We start from the raw sequence: 18,855 nt of genomic DNA, 5'->3' as shown, positions 1-18,855 counted from the left end.
AACTAATTGAATAAAGGGGTGTGTGGCAGCTCAGGCGGCCATGGTCATGCGGCCTGCGAGCAGGATGTCGGCCAGCAGTCGGGTGGCGCGCTCGGCCTCGGGCTTGGGCGCGGGGTGGCTGGTGAGCAATCCCCAGACCACGTCGTCACTGACGCCGAAGCGGCAGAGCAGGATGTCGCTGGAAGCGATACTGGCCTTCTGGCTCTCTGACAGCGTCTTGATGATTTCTGCGGCGTCTTCCGACATCCCCAGAATCTTCAGCGCAGACGGCAGGTCCTGACGGATCAGGTTCTGGGCCATGTTCAAGTACGCCAGGTTGGCATCGCGAATTTCGGCCTGTATGTGGGCTTGCATATTCGTTATCTCCTCATTCCAATAATTCTTCGACGACTTAATTCCAACAAAGGGGGACTTGCATGGGGGCTTGGCCGGCCCGGGGGGTCCAGGCCTCGGTGCACGATGACCCGGATCAGGCCCCAGTGAAAGCGGGGCAACAGCGTGCAGGGGCAGGTGTTCAGTGCGGTGTTTGGCATGATTAAAAGTTCCCTACAAACCAGTCCTTGACGGAACTGAACGCTGATTTCATGGAGCCGGACTTCTGCGCCACCTTGTAGCCGCGCATGCGGGCAATCCGGGCCTCTTCGAGCAGGCCCATCACCGTGGCGGCGCGGGGCTGGGCCACCATGTCGGACAGGGCGCTGTTGTATTTGGGAACGCCGCGGCGCACCGGCTTCAAGAAGATGTCTTCGCCCAGCTCGACCATGCCGGGCATGATGCAGCTGCCACCGGTGAGCACGATGCCGCTGGAGAGCACCTCCTCGTAGCCGGAGTCGCGCATGACCTGGTTCACCAGCGAGAAGATTTCTTCTATCCGCGGCTCAATCACGCCGGCCAGCGCCTGGCGGCTGAGCATGCGCGGGCCGCGGTCGCCCAGGCCGGGTACTTCGACCTGCATCTCGGGGTCCACCAGCAGCTGCTTGGCATGGCCCGACTCGACCTTGATGTCTTCGGCGTCCTTGGTCGGGGTGCGCAGCGCCATGGCGATGTCGCTGGTGATGAGGTCCCCGGCAATCGGAATCACCGCGGTGTGGCGGATGGCGCCGTTGGTGAAGATGGCCACATCCGTCGTGCCCGCGCCGATGTCCACCAGCGCCACGCCGAGTTCGCGCTCGTCCGCGGTGAGCACTGACAGGCTGCTGGCCAGGGGGTTGAGCATGAGCTGCTCAACTTCGAGGCCGCAGCGACGCACGCACTTGATGATGTTTTCCGCCGCGCTCTGGGCGCCGGTCACGATGTGCACCTTGGCCTCGAGGCGGATGCCGCTCATGCCAATGGGCTCACGCACGTCCTGCCCGTCGATGATGAATTCCTGCGGCTCCACCAGAAGCAGGCGCTGGTCGGTCGAAATATTGATGGCCTTGGCAGTCTCCACCACGCGGGCCACATCGGCCTGGGTCACTTCGCGGTCTTTCACCGCCACCATGCCGCTGGAGTTCAGGCCGCGGATGTGGCTTCCGGTGATGCCGGTGTAGACGCGCGTGATCTTGCAGTCGGCCATGAACTCGGCTTCTTTGAGGGCCTGCTGGATGCTGGCCACGGTGGCGTCGATGTTGACCACCACGCCTCGCTTGAGCCCGTTGCTTGGCGCCACGCCAAAGCCGGCCAGCTTGAGCTCGCCGCCGGGCATGATCTCCGCCACCACCGCCATGACCTTGGCGGTGCCGATGTCCAGCCCGACGACGAGATCTTTGTATTCTTTTGCCATAGTTGTACCCTGCTTCGTTGCCGCTATTTCTTGCCACCGTCTGCCGCCAGCGTGGTCACGCCGCGCAGCTTCACTGCATATCCGTTGACGTGACGCAGGTCCGCCGACTCCAACGAGCCCGGCGAGCGCGCATAGCGCGAAGTGACCTGGGTCAGCGTTTTCAAAAACCTTTGCAGGCGATCGCCCACCTCGTCGGGCGCGCCGCGTCCGAGCTCAATCACCGCGCCACCATCGAGCCGCGCCCGCCAGCTCCCGCGCCCGGTGAGCTCAAGCAGCTCCAGCGGCATATCCATGCCGGTGAGCAGCGGCGCCAGCGTGCGATACATGGCCAGGACGTCGGCGCTCTGTCCGTCGGGGCCGCTGAGCTTGGGCAGGTTGTCCTGCTCTACCTCGCCCAGATTGGCCTCAAACACCTCGCCATAGCTGTTCATCAGCCGCAGCTCGGGCTCCGCGCCCCAATAAGCCACTGCCACATGCTCCTGCAGCTCCACCCGCAGACGGTTGGGAAACTCGCGCCGCACCACCGCATGACGCACCCAGGGCACCGACTCAAAGGCTTTGCGTGCGCGGGCCAGGTCGACCGAGAAGAAGTTGCCGTTCAGACCCGGCGCCACGTTGGCGCGCAGGGTCAGGGGGCTGTTGTGGTTCATGTCGCCCATCACCGTCACGCCCTTGAGCGAAAACACCGGCAAGCGGCCCAGCCACTGCCCGCCCGCCACCACGCTCAGGACCACAAAGCCCAGCACCAGCAGCAGCGCGGTGCCGTTCATCAGCTTGACGTCCAGCGGCATGGCAACAGATGGGTTCACGCGTCGGTCCCTCCGTCGGTGGCGGTGCTTTGCAATAACCGCACGCACAGGTCTTCGTAGCTGATGCCCGCCGCGCGGGCCGACATGGGTACCAGCGAGTGACCGGTCATGCCCGGCGAGGTGTTGATCTCCAGCAGATAGGGAGTGCGGCTGGCGGCGTCAATCATCACGTCGGCCCGCGCCCAGCCGCGGCAGCCCAGCACCTGGTAGGCCTTGCAGACCAGCGCCTGAATCGCCTCTTCCTCTCCCTCCGGCAGGCCTGCGGGCACGAGGTACTGGGTGCTGTCGGTGAAGTATTTGTTCTGGTAGTCGTAGTTGCCTTCGGGGGCGACGATGCGGATCACCGGCAGCGCCTCGGGCGTGGCGGTGGGCCCCCAGATAGGGCAGGTCACCTCGTCGCCGGCGATGAACTGCTCGCACAGCACATGGCTGTCGTGCTGCGCCGCCAGCGCGTAGGCTGCGTCGCACTGGTCTGCCGACATGACCTTGGTGAAGCCAATCGACGAGCCCTCGCGGGCGGGCTTCACGATCATCGGTGCGCCCAATTCGGCAAAGGCGGCATGGGTTTGGGCCGCGCTTTGCACCTGCTGCCAGGCGGGGGTGGACAGCCCTTCGAAGCGCCAGATGCGCTTGGTCATGACCTTGTCCATGGAGATGCTGGACGCCATCACACCGGAGCCGGTGTACGGAATGCCCAGCAGCTCGAGCGCGCCCTGCACCGTGCCGTCTTCGCCGAAGCGGCCGTGCAGCGCGATAAAGCAGCGCTCAAACCCTTCGCGCTTGAGCGCGTCGAGCGCGCGCTCGGCAGGGTCAAAGGCGTAGGCATCGACGCCGCGCGCCTGCAGCGCCTTGAGCACGCCGCTGCCTGACATGAGCGACACCTCGCGCTCGGCGGACGCACCGCCCATCAGCACGGCCACTTTGCCAAGACCTGCCGCCGTCAGATTAAAGGCGTTTTGGCTCATAGCGCATGCCCTTGCTGCGTAGAGTGCTCACTATTTTGTAGCAGCTCGACAATTTTGGCCGGTACCGCGCCAATAGATCCGGCGCCCATGCAGATGATCACATCGCCGTCCTGCGCATTGGCCACCGCAACCTGCGGCATGTCGGCAATCTGGTCCACAAACAAAGGCTCCACCCGGGCGGCCACCCGCAGGGCCCGGGCCAGCGTGCGGCCGTCGGCGGCAACGATGGGCGCCTCGCCGGCCGCGTACACCTCGGCCAGCAGCACCGCATCGGCACCGGCGCCGATGACCTTCACAAAATCTTCAAAGCAGTCGCGGGTGCGGGTGTAGCGGTGCGGCTGAAAGGCCAGCACCAGCCGCCGGCCGGGGAAGGCGCCCCGCGCTGCGGCCAAGGTGGCGGCCATTTCCACCGGGTGGTGTCCGTAGTCATCAATCACCGTGATGGTGCCGCGCGCCGCGCCGTTCATGGCGGGCAGTGCCCAGTCGCCATAGCGCTGGAAGCGGCGCCCCACGCCCTTGAACTCGGCCAGAGCCCGCACGACGGCCGCATCGTCAATATTGAGCTCCACCGCCACCGCAATGGCCGACAAGGCGTTGAGCACGTTGTGGCGCCCCGGCAGGTTGAGTACCACCTCCAGATCGGGCAGCACCACGCCGTTGCGGCGCTGCACGGTGAAGTGCATCTGGCCGCCCACAGCGCGTACGTTCAGCGCGCGGACCTCGGCGTCCTCGTTGAAGCCGTAGCTGGTGATCGGGCAGGTGACCTGCTGGCTGATGTCACGCACCGCGGGGTCGTCGGTACATAGGATGGCCGTGCCATAAAACGGCATGCGGTGCAGGAAGTCGACAAACGCCTTTTTCAGCCGGCCGAAATCGTGGCCGTAGGTTTCCATGTGGTCGGCGTCGATGTTGGTCACCACCGCCATCACCGGCAACAGGTTCAGGAATGACGCATCCGACTCGTCGGCCTCGACGACGATGTGCTCGCCGCTGCCCAGGCGCGCGTTGGCGCCGGCGCTGTTGAGGCGCCCGCCGATCACGAAGGTCGGGTCCAGCCCGGCCTCCGCCAGCACGCTGGCCACCAGGCTGGTGGTGGTTGTTTTGCCGTGGGTGCCGGCAATCGCGATACCCTGCTTCAGGCGCATCAGCTCGGCGAGCATCAGGGCGCGCGGTACGACCGGAATCTTGCGCTCGCGGGCGCGCACCACTTCGGGGTTGTCGGCCTGCACCGCGGTGGAGGTGACTACCGCATCTGCGCCATCGACATGGGCGGCATCGTGGCCGAGGAAGGTTTGAATGCCAAGAGCACTTAGGCGGCGGGTGGTGGCGCTATCGGCCAGGTCGGAGCCGGAGATCACGTAACCCAGGTTGCCGAGCACTTCGGCAATGCCCGACATGCCCGACCCGCCGATGCCGACGAAGTGAATGTGTTTGATGGCGTGCTTCATGCGGCAAGCTCCTCGCACGCTGCCACCACGGCTTCGGTGGCGTGTAGTTTTTGCATCTTTTTGGCCTCTAGCGCCCGCTGCATAAGCGCAGAGCGCTCTGTTTTCAATAGCATATCGGCCAACCCTCGGGGGGTGAGTTCGCTCTGGGGAAGCAGCCAGCCGCCGCCCTGATCGACCAGGAAGCGCGCGTTGCCGGTCTGGTGGTCGTCGACCGCCGAGGGGAAAGGCACGAAGGCCGCCGCCGCGCCGATGGCGGCTATCTCGGTCACCGTGCTGGCGCCGGCGCGGCAGATGACCAGGTCGGCATCGGCGAAGGCCTGCGCGGTGTCGGCGATGAAGGGGGTGATGGTGACCGCGGGCTGCGCGTCGCTGGCTGCGTCGACGTTGGGATCGGCATGGGTGTAGCCCTCCACCGCGTCAATTCCAGCGGCCGCGTAATTGGCGCGCAGTTCGTCAATCTGCTTCTCGCCCGCCTGGTGGGTAAGCACCGGGCGCTGCGGTGCGGGGATGAGGGCCAGGGCCTGCGGCACCACGGTATTGAGCGCGCGGGCTCCCAAACTTCCCCCCACCACCAGCACCCTGAGCGCACCGCTGCGGCCAGCAAAGCGGGCTTCGGGCGCGGGATGATTCAAAAACTCGGCGCGCAGGGGGTTGCCCACCCACTGGGCCTTGGGCAATACGCCGGGGAAGGCGCTGAACACCCGGTCCGCCACGCCGGCGAGCACTTTATTGGCCAGGCCGGCCACCGAATTTTGTTCGTGCAAGACCAGCGGCTTGCCGCACAGCACGCCCATCATGCCGCCGGGGAAGGTGATGTATCCGCCCAGTCCCACCAGCACATCGGGCTTCACCCGCAGCACCACCCGCAGGCTCTGCCAGAAGGCGCGCAGCAGCATGAGCGGCAGCAGCGCAATCGTCACCACACCCTTGCCCCGCAGGCCGCCGAACGCCACAAGCTCCAGCGGTATGCCACGCTGCGGAACCAGGCGGCTCTCCATGCTGCCCGGCGCGCCCAGCCAGTGCACGCGCCAGCCCTTGTCCAGAAGCGCCTGCGCCACCGCCAGGCCCGGGAAAATGTGGCCGCCGGTGCCGCCGGCCATGATGAGCGCGACGCGCTGCGCCCCCAGGGTCTGCTTCTGCGTCATACCCGCCCCCCGTGCATCAGTTGCCTGTTTTCATAGTCCACCCGCAACACCATGGCGATGGCGACAAGGTTGAGCAGGATGGCCGAGCCGCCATAGCTCATCAGAGGGAGGGTCAGGCCCTTGGTGGGCAGGGCGCCGAGGTTCACGCCGATATTGATGAAGGCCTGAAAGCCTATCCACACACCCACGCCCTGCGCCAGCAGGCCGGCAAACACCCGGTCCAGCGCGATGGCCTGGCGGCCGATGTGCATGATGCGGCGTGTCATCCAGAAGAACAGCGCGATGACGGTGACAACGCCGACCAGACCGAATTCCTCGCCAAGGATGGCCAGCAGAAAGTCGGTATGCGCTTCGGTGAGGTAGTGCAGTTTTTCTACGCTGCCGCCCAGGCCCACGCCGAATATCTCGCCGCGACCGATGGCAATCAGCGCATGCGTCAGCTGGTAGCCTTTGCCTAGGGCGTACTTCGCGTTCCACGGGTCGAGGTAGGCAAAAATGCGCTCCCGCCGCCACTCCGAGAAAGCAATCATCAGGGCGAAGGCCACCACAATGACCGCCGCAATCAGGAAGAACATGCGGGCATTCACTCCGCCGAGGAACAGGATGCCCATGGCAATCACCGCGATCACCATGAAGGCGCCCATGTCCGGCTCGGCCAGCAGCAGCAGGCCGATCACCGCGACCGCCGCCGCCATTGGCGCCACCGCGCGGAAGAAGTGCTCTTTCACGTCCATCTTGCGGACCATGTAGCCGGCGGCATACAGCACCACCGCCAGTTTGGCCAGCTCAGAAGGCTGGAAGTTCACCACGCCCAGTGACATCCAGCGCTTGGCGCCGTTCACTTCACGGCCCACACCCAGCACCAGAATCAGGAGGAGCAGCGCCGCAATCAAGATCCACGGAGCCATCCGCTCCCAGGTCTGGATCGGCACCTGAAAGGCAATCAGCGCCGCCACAAAGGCCATGACCAGCGACACCGAGTGGCGGATCAAGAAGTATGTGTGGGTGTAGTTGGTGAACCTGGGGTTGTCCGGCATCGCAATGGAGGCGGAATACACCATCACCAGGCCCCAAAGCAACAGCGCTGCCGTCACCATGGCCAGCGGCTGGTCGAAGCCCTTGACCTGCGCCGGCGCGGTGCTGGCCGCGAAGGAACCGCGCCCGCCCAGACGCACCGGCAGCGCGGCGCCGGCCCCGGCCTCCCGGGGCGCGAAGCGGTCTAACCAAGCGCGGGGCAGGAGCTTCATGCTTGCTGCTCCAGATCGGTGCCCCGCTCCAAGGCCAGCGCACGCACGGCCTCGCAGAACACCCGGGCGCGGTGCTCATAGTTGTCAAACATGTCAAAGCTGGCGCAGGCGGGCGACATCAGCACCGCATCACCAGCGTGGGCCTTGCCGTGGGCCAGCGCGACGGCCTCTTCCATGCTGGCGGCGTCCAAGAGAGCCACGCCTGCTCCCTCCAGCGCACTGCGAATCCGCGCGGCATCGCGCCCTATCAGCACCGCTGCGCGGGCATAGCGGGCCAGCGGCGCGGCCAGTGGCCCGAAATCCTGGCCCTTGCCCTCGCCGCCCAGAATGACGACCACACGCCGCTCTGCGCCCAGGCCCTGCAGGGCTGCCACGGTGGCGCCCACGTTGGTGCCTTTGCTGTCGTCAAAGAACTCCACATCTCCGAGCATGCCGATAGGCTCCACCCGGTGGGACTCGCCGCGGTATTCGCGCAGGCCGTACAAGATCGGGCCCAGAGCGCATCCCGCTGAGGCGCACAGGGCCAGCGCTGCCAGAGCATTGCCGGCGTTGTGACGGCCGCGGATGCGCAGGGCATCGGCCGGCATCAGGCGCTGGATGTGGATTTCCTCTTCCTCATCCTTGCGGCGCTTGCGGGTTTCATCGGCTTCCAGCGCGCGCACCAGCCAGACCATGCCGCCCACCTCTTCCATGCCGAAGTCGCCGGGGCGCCGGGGCAGGTCCGCGCCGTAGGTGGTGTGAGCGCGCTCCGGTATCTTGTCTTGGGCGCGTTGCGTGCGAGCGCGGGTGGCGAGATTTGCGGGGGGCTTGCCTTGGGCGTCGTCCGCCGGGGCCTTGTGGAGCATCGCCATGACGGTCTCATCGTCGCGGTTGAGCACCATCAGGGCGCGCTCGCCGAAGATGCGGGCCTTGGCTGCGGCATAGGCCGTCATGCTGCCGTGCCAGTCGAGGTGGTCCTGGGTGACGTTGAGCACCACAGCCGCCGTGGGCTCAAAGCGGCCCGCCGCATCGAGCTGGAAGCTCGAGAGTTCCAGCACCCAGGCCTCGGGCAGGCTGCCGGACTGCAGATGCAGCGTCAGGGTGTCGAGCAGCGTGGGGCCAATGTTCCCCGCCACCGCCACCGTCTTGCCGGCATGGGCCATGAGCTGCCCGGTGAGCGAGGTGACCGTGGTTTTGCCGTTGGTGCCGGTAATGGCCAACACGGCGGGCTGGTAGCCGCGTTGGGCGCGCAGCAAGTCCAGGGCCGCAGAAAACAGGCTTAATTCGCCACCAACGCTTATCAATTCTGCGTTAGCAGCTCCTAAAACAGGAGCAATTTCGTCGGGACTCAGGCCCGGCGAGCGGTAAAGCGCCTGCAAACCCTTGCCCTCGACCAGCGAAGCCGCAAACGGGCCGGCCACAAAATGCACCTCTGGCAGCTCCTCGCGCAGCGCGGTCAGCTGCGGCGGGGCGGGGCGTGTGTCAGCAACCGTGACGCGGGCAGCGCCACCCAGAACGCACCAGCGCGCCATGGCCAGACCCGAGACACCCAGCCCCAAAATCAGCACCTGCTGGCCGGCCAGCGGGGCGAACACGGCTGATTCCGTCGCAGGGCCTGCGGGCGCGGTGGCTTGGACGTCACTGTCTCCTGCTGGATGCGGCGCAGGACGCTCTTGCCCGCCAGCCGCCGGTTCTGTGACTTGTTCGCCCTTTTCGCTGTACTTGTCGCCCTCTTTATCGCTCTGCGGGTCCGCAAAAATGCGGGCCACGAATTCGGCCGCCTCCTGGGCGGCGTTCAGGGTGGTGGGCAAAGGCCGCGCAGGCGCGTGCAGCATCCCGCCGGCGTCAGGCGCCGGTGTGAGCATGGGCTCAAGGGGGGAATGCTGCACGGGAGTGGTCATCGCAGCTTGAGGGTGGACAGGCCGACCAGGCACAGCAGCATGGTGATGATCCAGAAGCGCACGACCACCTGGGTCTCCTTCCAGCCGGATTTTTCAAAGTGGTGGTGCAGCGGCGCCATCTTGAAGAGGCGCCGGCCCTCGCCGAACCTTCTCTTGGTGAACTTGAAGTAGCTCACCTGCAGCATCACCGACAGCGCCTCGGCAACAAAGATGCCGCCCATGATGGCCAGCACGATTTCCTGGCGCACGATCACCGCCACCGTGCCGAGCGCGGCACCCAGCGCCAGCGCGCCCACATCACCCATGAATACCTGCGCGGGGTGGGTGTTGAACCACAAAAATGCCAGCCCCGCCCCGGCAATCGCCGAGCAGAAAATCAGCAACTCGCCCGCGCCCGGGATATGGGGAATCAGCAGGTATTTAGAGAAGATGGAGCTTCCGGTCACATAGGCAAACACGCCCAGCGCCGAGCCCACCATCACCACCGGCATGATGGCCAGCCCGTCCAGGCCGTCGGTGAGGTTGACCGCATTGCTCGAGCCCACAATGACCAGGTAGGTCATCACCACGAAGCCCAGCACGCCCAGCGGATAGCTCACCTCCTTGAAGAAGGGCAGCAGCAGGCCGGCTTTGGGCGGCAGGTTGACATCAAACCCGGAGCGCACCCAGTTAAAGAACAGCTCCAGCACCCGCAGGTTGGAGTTCTCGGAGATGCTGAACACCAGATAGAGCGCGGCCACCAGGCCGATGGCGCTTTGCCAGAGGTATTTCTCGCGAGAAGGCATGCCCTCGGGGTCTTTGCGCACCACCTTGCGCCAGTCGTCGGCCCAGCCGATCGCGCCAAAGCCCAGCGTGACCACCAGCACGATCCACACAAAGCGGTTGGACAGATCGGCCCAGAGCAGCGTCGAGATGGCGATGCACAACAAAATCAGCACCCCGCCCATGGTGGGCGTGCCGCTCTTAGCGAGGTGGGTTTCCATGCCGTAGCCGCGAATCGGCTGGCCGATCTTGAGCGCGCGCAGCCGGCGGATGACGGCGGGCCCGGCCAGCAGGCCGATGAGCAGCGCGGTCAGCGCGGCCATGACCGCACGGAAGGTGAGGTACTGGAACACGCGGAACACGCCGAAATCCGGCGACAGACCTTGCAACCATTGGGCCAGGCTCAGCAGCATGCGGATTCTCCAGAACGATCAGTCATCATGTTTTTTCTCCCGCCGCGGGCGCAGCCGACAAGGCCTCCACCACCCGCTCCATGCGCATGAAGCGCGAACCCTTGACCAGCACACTGGCCACCGACGGGGCCAATTCCCGGGCGGCGTCGATGAGGGACTGCACATCGGCAAAGTGCCGCGCTCCGGGCAGCTGCTGCACCGCGTGGGCACTGGCTTCGCCCAGCGCCAGCAAGTGGTCGATGCCGGCCTGCAAGGCATAGCAGCCGGCCTCAGCATGAAAGGCCGGGCCTTGCTCGCCCACCTCGCCCATGTCGCCCAGAATCAGCATGCGCGGCGCAGGCAGGTCGGCCAGCACATCGATGGCCGCGCGCATGGAGTCGGGGTTGGCGTTGTAGGTATCGTCCACCAGGGTGAAGTCGAGCGCGCCGTGGCGCACTTGCAGCGCGCGGCAACGGCCCTTGACCGGCTCAAACGCCTCCAACCCCTGAATCACGGTGTCGGGCGGCACGCCGGCGGCCAGCGCGCAGGCAGCCGCGGCCAGCGAGTTCTTGACGTTGTGGCGCCCGGCAATTGCCAATCGGTAACGCAGGGCCCCCAGCGGGGTAGACGCATGCACTTGCCAGGCGCCATCCGCCCACTGCGCGCTTTGCAGTGTCACGTCAGCGCCCGCGGGATTCGCGGCAAATCGCATCACCGGGCGGCCGGGGCACAGGGCGCTCCAAAGCTCGGCATAGGCATCGTCGCCCGGAAAAACGGCGCGACCTGTGGCCGGCAGGGCAGCCAGCACGCTGCCGTTTTCGCGCGCCACCGCCTCGATGGTGCGCATGAATTCCAGGTGCTCGCGCTGTGCGTTGTTCACCAGCGCCACCGTGGGACGGGCGATGGCGGCGAGCACCGCAATTTCGCCGGGGTGGTTCATGCCGAGTTCCACCACCGCAATACGGTGCTGCGTGCGCAGGCGCAGCAGGGTCAGCGGCACGCCGATGTCGTTGTTGAAGTTGCCAAGCGTTGCCAGCGCCGCGCCATCGGGCGCGTGGGCGTGCAGGATGCTGGCAATCATCTGGGTGACGGTGGTCTTGCCGTTGCTGCCGGTCACGGCAATCAGGGGCAGGTCGAACTGTGCGCGCCAGCCGCTTGCCAGGTCGGCCAGTGCGCGCCTGGTGTCTGCCACCTCGATGCGCGGCAGGCCCGCGGGGTAGGCCTCCGGTGGCAGGCCGGCGTGGCACACCACCGCTGCGGCGCCTAAGGCCCGGGCCTGGTGCAGCATGGTGTTGGCGTCAAATCGCTCGCCCTGCAGGGCAACGAACAGGTCTCCCGCCTCGATGCTGCGGGTGTCGGTGTGCACGCGCAGCACGCTGGTGGCGACGTCGCCTGCCAGCACCGCGCCGGGGATCCAGCCTGCGGCCCGGGCCAGCGTCATCATCGCGCTCATGCGGTCACCTCCAGCCTTCGGGCGCGACGCTCCAGGCCCGCACGGGCGTGCGCCAGGTCGGAGAACGGCAGCTTGACGCCGGCGGTCTCTTGTGTGGCTTCGTGGCCCTTGCCGGCCAGCAGAATGACATCGGCCACGGCCGCTTTGCCAATAGTGTCCACCACAGCGAGTGCGCGGTCGACCTGCACCTCCACACGCGGACACTCCACCATTCCCAGCAGGATTTGCGCGACGATGGACTCAGGTTTTTCGCTGCGGGGGTTGTCGCTGGTGACCACCGCGCGGTCGGCGTGGGCAGCAGCCACTGCCCCCATGAGCGGGCGCTTGGTGGCATCGCGGTCGCCGCCGCAGCCGAACACACACCACAGCTGCCCCCCGCGCTCGCGCGCGATCGGCTGCAGGGCGCCGAGGGCCTGGGCGAGCGCGTCCGGCGTATGGGCATAGTCCACCACCACCAAAGGTTCTGCCAACCCGCCCACACATTCCATACGACCGGGTACCGGCAGCAATTCCTCACAGGCCCGCACTGCCGACGCCAGATCGATGCCCAATGCGCGCATGGCAGCGACCACACCGAGCAGGTTGGACACGTTGTAGCTACCCACGGCCTGCGACTGCAGCCGCACTGACTGCCCCGCCTCCACCACGTCAAAGGCCAAACCCATCGCGGAGTGCGTCACCGCACGGGCCATCACGCGGGCCTCGCGCTGGATGCCGACAGTCCACAGGTCCAGCGGCGCACCGGCCAGCTCGGCCGCCAGCTCCACGCCCTTGGCATCATCCAGATTCACCACCGCCGCCCTCAGGCCGGGCCAGTCAAAGAGCGCGCGCTTGGCTGCCCAGTAAGCGGCCATGCTGCCGTGGTAATCCAGGTGGTCTTGCGTCCAGTTGGTGAAGATGGCGGTGTGGATGGCCGTGCCGGTGAGGCGCATTTCTTCGATGCCGATGGACGAAGCCTCCACCGCACAGGCCCGTAGCCCCTGCGCCACGAATTTGCGCAAGGTCTTTTGCAGCATGACCGGGTCGGGCGTGGTGAAGCCGGTGGCAGACAGCGCGGGCGGCACGCCCACTCCGAGGGTGCCAATGACGCCACAAGCCCATGCCGCTGTGGCCGGTGACTCGTTGCCTTCCACATCGCGCGCGAGCCGGCCCAGCGCCTGCGCCAGCCACCAGGCGGTACTGGTTTTTCCGTTGGTACCGGTGACCGCAATTACTGAGAGCTCGTCCGAAGGTTGTCCATAAAACTCCGCGGCCAGGGGGCCGGCGGCCGCCTTGAGGCCCTCCACCAGACCCACCCGCCCGGCGTCCCATGCGAAGGCGTGCGCGCCGGCCTGCTCCACCAGACAGGCCACCGCGCCCTGCGCCAGCGCCGGTTCAACAAACCGGCGCGGGTCGGTGGCCAAGCCCGGCCAGGCAATGAATGCGTCGGCGGCCTGTAGCTCGCGGGTGTCGGTGCTCAGGCCCTGCACCCCGAGGGAGCGCAGCCATTGCACGGCATGGGCGGGCGTGTGGAAGGCGGGCATCAGAAGCTCTCCTCCACCGCATCGGCCACGATGTTGGGGCGCACCGCCATGTCGGGCTGCACGCCCATCATGCGCAGGGTTTGCTGCACGGTTTCACTGAACACCGGGGCTGCAATCTCGCCACCGTAGTACTTGCCGTTGCTCGGCTCGTCGAGCATCACGCCCACAATGATGCGCGGCTGGTCAATCGGCGCCATGCCCACAAACCAGCTGCGGTATTTGCGGTTGCCGTCCGTTCCGTAGCCCTTGCCGATTTGCTTGTAGGCCGTGCCCGACTTGCCGCCTACCGAGTAGCCGATGGTCTGCGCCTTGGGCGCGGTGCCGCCGGGGCCGGCCGCCATCTTCAGCATGTGACGGACCTTGGTGGCGGTTTGCTCCGAGAAGACCTGCACGCCCACCGCCGGTTCGCTGGTCTTGAGCAGGGTGGCTGGAATGATCTGCCCGCCGTGAGAGAACACGGTATACGAGCGCACCATCTGGAACAGCGAGGCCGACATGCCGTAGCCGTACGAAATGGTGGCCTGCTCAATCGGGCGCCACGACTTGGCGGGGCGCAGGCGGCCCGAAACCACGCCGGGGAATTCGATTTGCGGCTTCTGGCCGAAGCCCACCTGCGAGAAGGTCTGCCACATTTCACTGGCGGGCATTTGCATCGCCAGCTTGGTGGTGCCGACGTTGCTGGAGACCTGGATGATCTGCTCCACCGTGAGGGCGCCGTGGGGGCGCGAATCGCGAATAGTGGCGCCGGTGATAGTCATCGAGCCCGGGGCAGTGTCAATCAAGGTGCTGGATTTGACGCGGCCGGTCTCCAGCGCCAGCCCCACGGTGAAGGGCTTCATCACCGAGCCGGGCTCAAAGGTGTCGGTCAGGGCGCGATTGCGCAGCTGGGCGCCGGTCAGATTTTGGCGCTTGTCGGGGGTATAGCTGGGGTAATTGGCCAGCGCCAGCACTTCACCGGTCACCGCGTCGAGCACCACCACGCTGCCCGCTTTGGCCTTTTGCGCCTGCACCGCTTCGCGCAGTTTCTGGTAGGCAAAAAACTGCACTTTGCTGTCGATGCTCAGCTGCACATCGCGGCCGCGCACCGGCTGCACGATGTCTCCCACACCCTCGACCGCGCGGCCAAACCGGTCCTTGATCACGTTGTGCATGCCGGGGCGGCCGAGCAGCTGCTTATTGAACATCAGCTCCACGCCCTCCTGGCCGTTGTCTTCTACATTGGTGAAGCCCACGATGTGCGCCGCAGCCTCGCCCTCAGGGTACTGGCGCTTGTATTCCTTGCGCTGGTAAATGCCCTTGATATTGAGCTCGGCGATCTTTTTCGCGACGTCCGCGTCCACCTGGCGCTTGATCCAGACAAAGGTCTTGTCTTCGTCCTTGAGCTTCTTGGCAATGTCGGCCGCGGGCATGCCCAGCAGCCTGGCCAGGTCTGCCAGCTGGCCTTTTTCGAGCTCAACGTCTTCAGGGATAGCCCAGATGCTGGGCGCGGGCACGCTTGAGCCCAAAATCAGTCCATTGCGGTCCAGAATGCGGCCGCGGTCGGCCGGCAGGTCAATCGTGCGGGCAAACCGGATCTCGCCCTGCTTCTGGAAGAAATCGTTTTTGTAGACCTGGATGTAGGCCGAGCGCGCTACCAGCCCTGCAAAGCCCAGCGCAATGACGCCCACCACAAATTTGCCGCGCCACACCGGCGTGCGGCTGGCCAGCAGAGGGCTGGAGGTGTACTGGATGCCGCGGCGCGTCATGGCGCACCCTTTCCGCCCGGCGCTACAGAATTAGTAGCTGCCGACGCAACAGGCGCGGCGTAAGTGACGTAATTGGTAATGGCCGGGGTGACCTGGTGCATTTGCAGTTTCTCGCGCGCGAGTTGCTCGACGCGGGCCGAGGTGGCCTGCTCCCGCTTGGCGACCTGCAGGCGACCGTGCTCCGTCTCGAGGCGGCGGGCGTCTGCACGGGCCTTGTCCAGCTCGGTAAAAAGACGGCGGGAGTCGTACTGCACGCTGACCAGAAAGAGTGCGCTACCCACCAGGGCCACCAGCAGCAAGAGGCTCAGCCGGATCATGCCGGCATCCTTTGCGCCACGCGCAGTATGGCGCTGCGCGAGCGGGGGTTTGCCGCCACCTCTTCGTCACTGGGCTTGAGGCGACCCAGGGCCTTGAGTTTCATGTCCTTCGGGGCGGCAAACGGGTTGCGACGGTCGTACTCTTCTTTCGAATGCTTGGCGATGAACTGCTTGACGATGCGGTCTTCCAAAGAGTGAAAGCTGATGACCGCCAGGCGCCCGCCCGCCTGCAAAACGTCCAGACTGGCGGCTAGCGCCTGTTGCAGCTCTTCAAGCTCGGCGTTGATGAAAATCCGAAAAGCCTGAAATGTGCGCGTTGCAGGGTTCTGGCCCTGCTCGCGGGTTTTGACCGTGTCAGCCACGAGCTGGGCCAGCTCGGCGGTGGATGAAATTGGGCCCCGTTCCTGTCGGCGAGCAACAATCGCCTTTGCAATGGGGCCAGCAAACCGTTCTTCACCATAGTCACGTATCACCTCCGCAATCTGATTGATTTCGGCCGTCTCCAGCCACTGGGCCACACTCTCACCGCGCGTTGTGTCCATGCGCATGTCCAAGGGCCCGTCGAAGCGGAAGCTGAAGCCCCGCTGCGGGCTGTCAATCTGGGGGGAGCTCACGCCCAGGTCCATCAGCAAGCCGCCGATACTGGCAGCCGGCAACTCACCGAGCTGGGAAAAGCCCTCATGGCGGATGGAAAAACGGGGGTCGGTAATGTTCGCGGCCTCGGCCACCGCTTCGGGGTCGCGGTCAAAGGCGATCAACCGGCCGGAATCGTCGAGGCGGGACAGGATGCTGCGGGAGTGCCCTCCGCGGCCGAAGGTGGCATCCACATAGGTAGCCTCCGCCGCGCCGTTAAACGCGACACCACCCACGCTGAACAGGGCCTCCACCGCCTCGCTCAACATCACGGTGGTATGGTTCCGAAGAGCTTCCACCGTCAGACCTTAAAAAGAGAAGTCCTTGAAGACATCGGGCATGTCGCCCTGCATGGCTTTGGCTTCCTGGGCGTCGTAGGTGGCTTTGTCCCACAACTCAAAGTGGTTGCCCATGCCCAGCAGGATGGTGTCCTTGGCGATACCCGCCGACTCGCGCAGCTCGGGCGAAATCAGCACACGGCCGGTGCCGTCCATCTCCACATCCATGGCGTTACCCAGAAATATGCGCTTCCACCACTGCGCCGACATCGGCAGGGCCGCAATGCGTTCGCGGAACTTTTCCCATTCGGGGCGGGGAAACACCATCAGGCAGCCGTGGGGGTGCTTGGTCATCGTCAACTGCCCGGCGGCGGTCGCACTCAGGACGTCGCGATGCCGGGTCGGCACCGAGAGGCGACCCTTTGCATCCAGACTGATTGACGAAGCCCCTTGGAACACGAATTAACACCTTTTTGCTGCGAAGCCCAGAAAACAGCAACCGAGCGGCACTTTTCACCACTTAATTGCACTTTTTTGCACTGTATCAGCAAATGCGCGCTTTGCAAAAGGCCTTTTGCGAAAAATTTTCAATGAAATCAAGGACTTAGAAGCGTTTTAGAAGGCCGCAAAGACCCAAAAATCGTTCTAAATTAAGCACTTAGCAGAGGCTCTGAAAGTGATGCTTGAAGGGAGTTGCCGTTTATCGGGTCGCCGAGTGGCGGCCAGGGTCCGGGCTGCGGGATGGCCAGGGGCTACAAGGGACGGAGCATGACCCGCGCGTGCTCGTGGATGCCGACGACATTGAAAAATGCCGCGACCAGCCGGTTCACGTCCTGAAACTGCACGATGCGCCCCTCGGACTGGCGGGCTGCAACCCAGTTCAGGATGCTGCCGGCGGCAGCAAAATCAATCCGCACCAGACGGCGGCATGGCACGACTATTGGGCCGGCCCCACGCGGCGCAGCGTCGATGGCAGACAGAATGCCGGCCACATCACCGCTGATATTGCCGCTGACAATGCCGCTGATATTGCCAACCAGCTCCATCGCGTGGGAGGGCGCATCGGAGAGGGCTGCGTAATCACAGCGCGGCAATTCCCAAGCGGGTGGCGACACCTCGTAGGTGACGCAATAGTCCAGGGCCACCAGCTCAAATGCATCGAGATCGCCCATGGCGCGCAAGGCATTGAGCCGCGCATGCCACCAGGCCGGATCGACCGACCGGTCGCCCGCGGGGGCAACGGTGCGCAGCGCATCCAGCAGCGCGGACCCTCCGGCACATCGCAGTCCGACCGGCTCATCGCAGACGCGGCGCAGAAATTCGCCCAAGTGAGACATGGCCTCGGGCGCAATCGCCTCGAGCTGCCGCCAGTCCAGCGCCCAGGGCGCGGGCTGCCCGGACCATGTCGCGCGCAAGGACTCCATGCTGTGCGCATCGAGCACCGCAGGGCTGGACCACAGCACCGGTATCGCAGCGCCCTCCAGGGGATCTGGCGCTGCGGCGCTGCCGCAGGCCGCGCGGCCCTGCAGGTCTGCATCCCACACGGGCAGGCGGCCCTGCCACCATGGGGCGTAGTCCACGATGGCGCGGTCAAACTTGGCCTGGTCGCCGGTGGCACGGTAGAGGTCGAGCAGCGCGGCAGCCCAGTTGGCGGCCATGCCACCGGGGGTCTTCGCGGAGGCCAGCGCCTGAACCAGCCCGGCTTCTGCCCCTGCGTCATTGCCATTGGCAAACCGGATGGCGGCTTCCTCCAAGTCGGGATCGGTTTCTACATCCTCGATGTCGATCGCGAACAGGTCGGAGGTGGAAAATCGCAACTCCCCCGCATCGCTGATGTGGGTTACCGGCCCGCTGTGCGGCGGGCGCGGCCCGAGCTCGAGGTCCAGCATGTCCGGCCCCAAGCCGGTGGCTGCATATTCGGTGGGAGGCTCGTCAACCGGGGAGCCGGACGGCGCGGGCCGTTTACCCAGCCCGAGGGGCACCGTGGTCTTGAACGCGGAGGGCAGCGCAAGCGGCGCGGTCTCAAACGCGCGCACCGCCGGACGGGTCTCGGGAGCCGCCGCGTCGGGCACGGCGGAGGGCAGCGGCCCTTGCACAGTGCCGCCGTCCAGCTTGGCACGCCACCATTGGCGTGACATCTGGGCCTCGATTTCATCAATCTTCTTGAGCGTGGTGGCCCGCCCGTCAGGGTCGGACGCGATGCTGCTCTGGAAAAAAGAGGGCCGGCTTTGGCTGGCGGTAGCGGCGGGGTCGCGATTGCGGAGTTTGCGCAGATGGTCGAACTCCCGCTTGCGCACAAAGTCGTTCTGGCGCTTGCGCTCGATCATGGCCTTGAGGGCCAGCTTGTCGTGCGCGCTATCGGGCCGGGAATCCGGAGGGTTCAACTCCGACCAGTCTTTGGTCGGGTTGCGGACGAACATCGCGACCTTGGAGAGCAGGCCGGGGCGTTCGTCTTTGTGTGCCATGGAAGAACCGGACCGTTAGCGTCTGGCC

Annotated in this window: 16 protein-coding genes; all 16 read right to left on the bottom strand. The window is 65.6% G+C overall.

Translation table 11 applies throughout. From position 1 onward, the window contains the following. Positions 1 to 30: 30 nt before the first annotated feature. A complete protein-coding gene (locus tag Q0O05_RS00245; protein WP_293659770.1) occupies positions 31 to 363 on the bottom strand; it encodes a flagellar transcriptional regulator FlhD in 333 nt (110 codons plus the stop codon). Between the two features lie 172 nt (positions 364 to 535). Continuing rightward, entirely contained in the window at positions 536 to 1,765 is a 1,230-nt protein-coding gene (gene ftsA / locus Q0O05_RS00240; protein WP_293659739.1) for a cell division protein FtsA, read from the bottom strand. A 23-nt stretch (positions 1,766 to 1,788) separates the two neighbouring features. Beyond that, entirely contained in the window at positions 1,789 to 2,574 is a 786-nt protein-coding gene (locus tag Q0O05_RS00235) for a cell division protein FtsQ/DivIB (RefSeq protein ID WP_293659737.1), read from the bottom strand. Beyond that, complete coding sequence (locus Q0O05_RS00230; RefSeq protein ID WP_293659735.1) at positions 2,571 to 3,539, bottom strand: D-alanine--D-alanine ligase; 969 nt, start codon at positions 3,537 to 3,539, stop codon at positions 2,571 to 2,573. Before Q0O05_RS00230 ends, Q0O05_RS00235 begins: the two co-directional genes overlap by 4 nt. Next, a complete protein-coding gene (murC, locus tag Q0O05_RS00225) occupies positions 3,536 to 4,987 on the bottom strand; it encodes a UDP-N-acetylmuramate--L-alanine ligase (RefSeq protein WP_293659733.1) in 1,452 nt (483 codons plus the stop codon). The genes Q0O05_RS00230 and murC overlap by 4 nt, the downstream gene beginning before the upstream one ends. Then, the gene (gene murG / locus Q0O05_RS00220) at positions 4,984 to 6,132 is read right to left on the bottom strand and encodes an undecaprenyldiphospho-muramoylpentapeptide beta-N-acetylglucosaminyltransferase (protein ID WP_293659731.1); all 1,149 of its coding nucleotides are present in this window, start codon (positions 6,130 to 6,132) and stop codon (positions 4,984 to 4,986) included. Before murG ends, murC begins: the two co-directional genes overlap by 4 nt. Next, positions 6,129 to 7,379: a putative lipid II flippase FtsW gene (gene ftsW / locus Q0O05_RS00215; RefSeq protein WP_293659729.1), complete on the bottom strand. Its 1,251-nt coding sequence runs from the start codon at positions 7,377 to 7,379 to the stop codon at positions 6,129 to 6,131. The genes murG and ftsW overlap by 4 nt, the downstream gene beginning before the upstream one ends. Beyond that, positions 7,376 to 9,193, bottom strand: a complete 1,818-nt coding sequence (murD, locus tag Q0O05_RS00210) for a UDP-N-acetylmuramoyl-L-alanine--D-glutamate ligase (RefSeq protein WP_293659768.1) — start codon at positions 9,191 to 9,193, stop codon at positions 7,376 to 7,378. The genes ftsW and murD overlap by 4 nt, the downstream gene beginning before the upstream one ends. 62 nt (positions 9,194 to 9,255) lie before the next feature. Next, the gene (gene mraY, locus Q0O05_RS00205) at positions 9,256 to 10,434 is read right to left on the bottom strand and encodes a phospho-N-acetylmuramoyl-pentapeptide-transferase (RefSeq protein WP_293659727.1); all 1,179 of its coding nucleotides are present in this window, start codon (positions 10,432 to 10,434) and stop codon (positions 9,256 to 9,258) included. A 25-nt stretch (positions 10,435 to 10,459) separates the two neighbouring features. Next, positions 10,460 to 11,866, bottom strand: coding sequence for a UDP-N-acetylmuramoyl-tripeptide--D-alanyl-D-alanine ligase (gene murF, locus Q0O05_RS00200; protein ID WP_293659725.1), 1,407 nt, complete (start codon positions 11,864 to 11,866; stop codon positions 10,460 to 10,462). Further along, on the bottom strand, positions 11,863 to 13,389 hold the full coding sequence (locus tag Q0O05_RS00195; protein ID WP_293659723.1) for a UDP-N-acetylmuramoyl-L-alanyl-D-glutamate--2,6-diaminopimelate ligase: 1,527 nt from the start codon (positions 13,387 to 13,389) through the stop codon (positions 11,863 to 11,865). Before Q0O05_RS00195 ends, murF begins: the two co-directional genes overlap by 4 nt. Continuing rightward, positions 13,389 to 15,134, bottom strand: a complete 1,746-nt coding sequence (locus tag Q0O05_RS00190; RefSeq protein ID WP_293659721.1) for a penicillin-binding protein 2 — start codon at positions 15,132 to 15,134, stop codon at positions 13,389 to 13,391. The genes Q0O05_RS00195 and Q0O05_RS00190 overlap by 1 nt, the downstream gene beginning before the upstream one ends. Further along, positions 15,131 to 15,451: a cell division protein FtsL gene (gene ftsL / locus Q0O05_RS00185; RefSeq protein WP_293659719.1), complete on the bottom strand. Its 321-nt coding sequence runs from the start codon at positions 15,449 to 15,451 to the stop codon at positions 15,131 to 15,133. The genes Q0O05_RS00190 and ftsL overlap by 4 nt, the downstream gene beginning before the upstream one ends. Further along, the gene (gene rsmH / locus Q0O05_RS00180) at positions 15,448 to 16,383 is read right to left on the bottom strand and encodes a 16S rRNA (cytosine(1402)-N(4))-methyltransferase RsmH (protein ID WP_293659717.1); all 936 of its coding nucleotides are present in this window, start codon (positions 16,381 to 16,383) and stop codon (positions 15,448 to 15,450) included. The genes ftsL and rsmH overlap by 4 nt, the downstream gene beginning before the upstream one ends. Positions 16,384 to 16,392: 9 nt before the next feature. After that, positions 16,393 to 16,821, bottom strand: a complete 429-nt coding sequence (mraZ, locus tag Q0O05_RS00175) for a division/cell wall cluster transcriptional repressor MraZ (protein ID WP_293659715.1) — start codon at positions 16,819 to 16,821, stop codon at positions 16,393 to 16,395. A 293-nt stretch (positions 16,822 to 17,114) separates the two neighbouring features. Next, entirely contained in the window at positions 17,115 to 18,827 is a 1,713-nt protein-coding gene (locus Q0O05_RS00170) for an STAS domain-containing protein (RefSeq protein WP_293659713.1), read from the bottom strand. Between the last annotated feature and the right edge of the window lie 28 nt (positions 18,828 to 18,855).

It is taken from the genome of Rhodoferax sp. OV413 (genome assembly GCF_945881795.1).
Taxonomy (GTDB): domain Bacteria; phylum Pseudomonadota; class Gammaproteobacteria; order Burkholderiales; family Burkholderiaceae_C; genus Allorhodoferax.
Note: the sequence above shows the minus strand (reverse complement) of the source record. Positions and strands in the feature narration are given on the sequence as shown.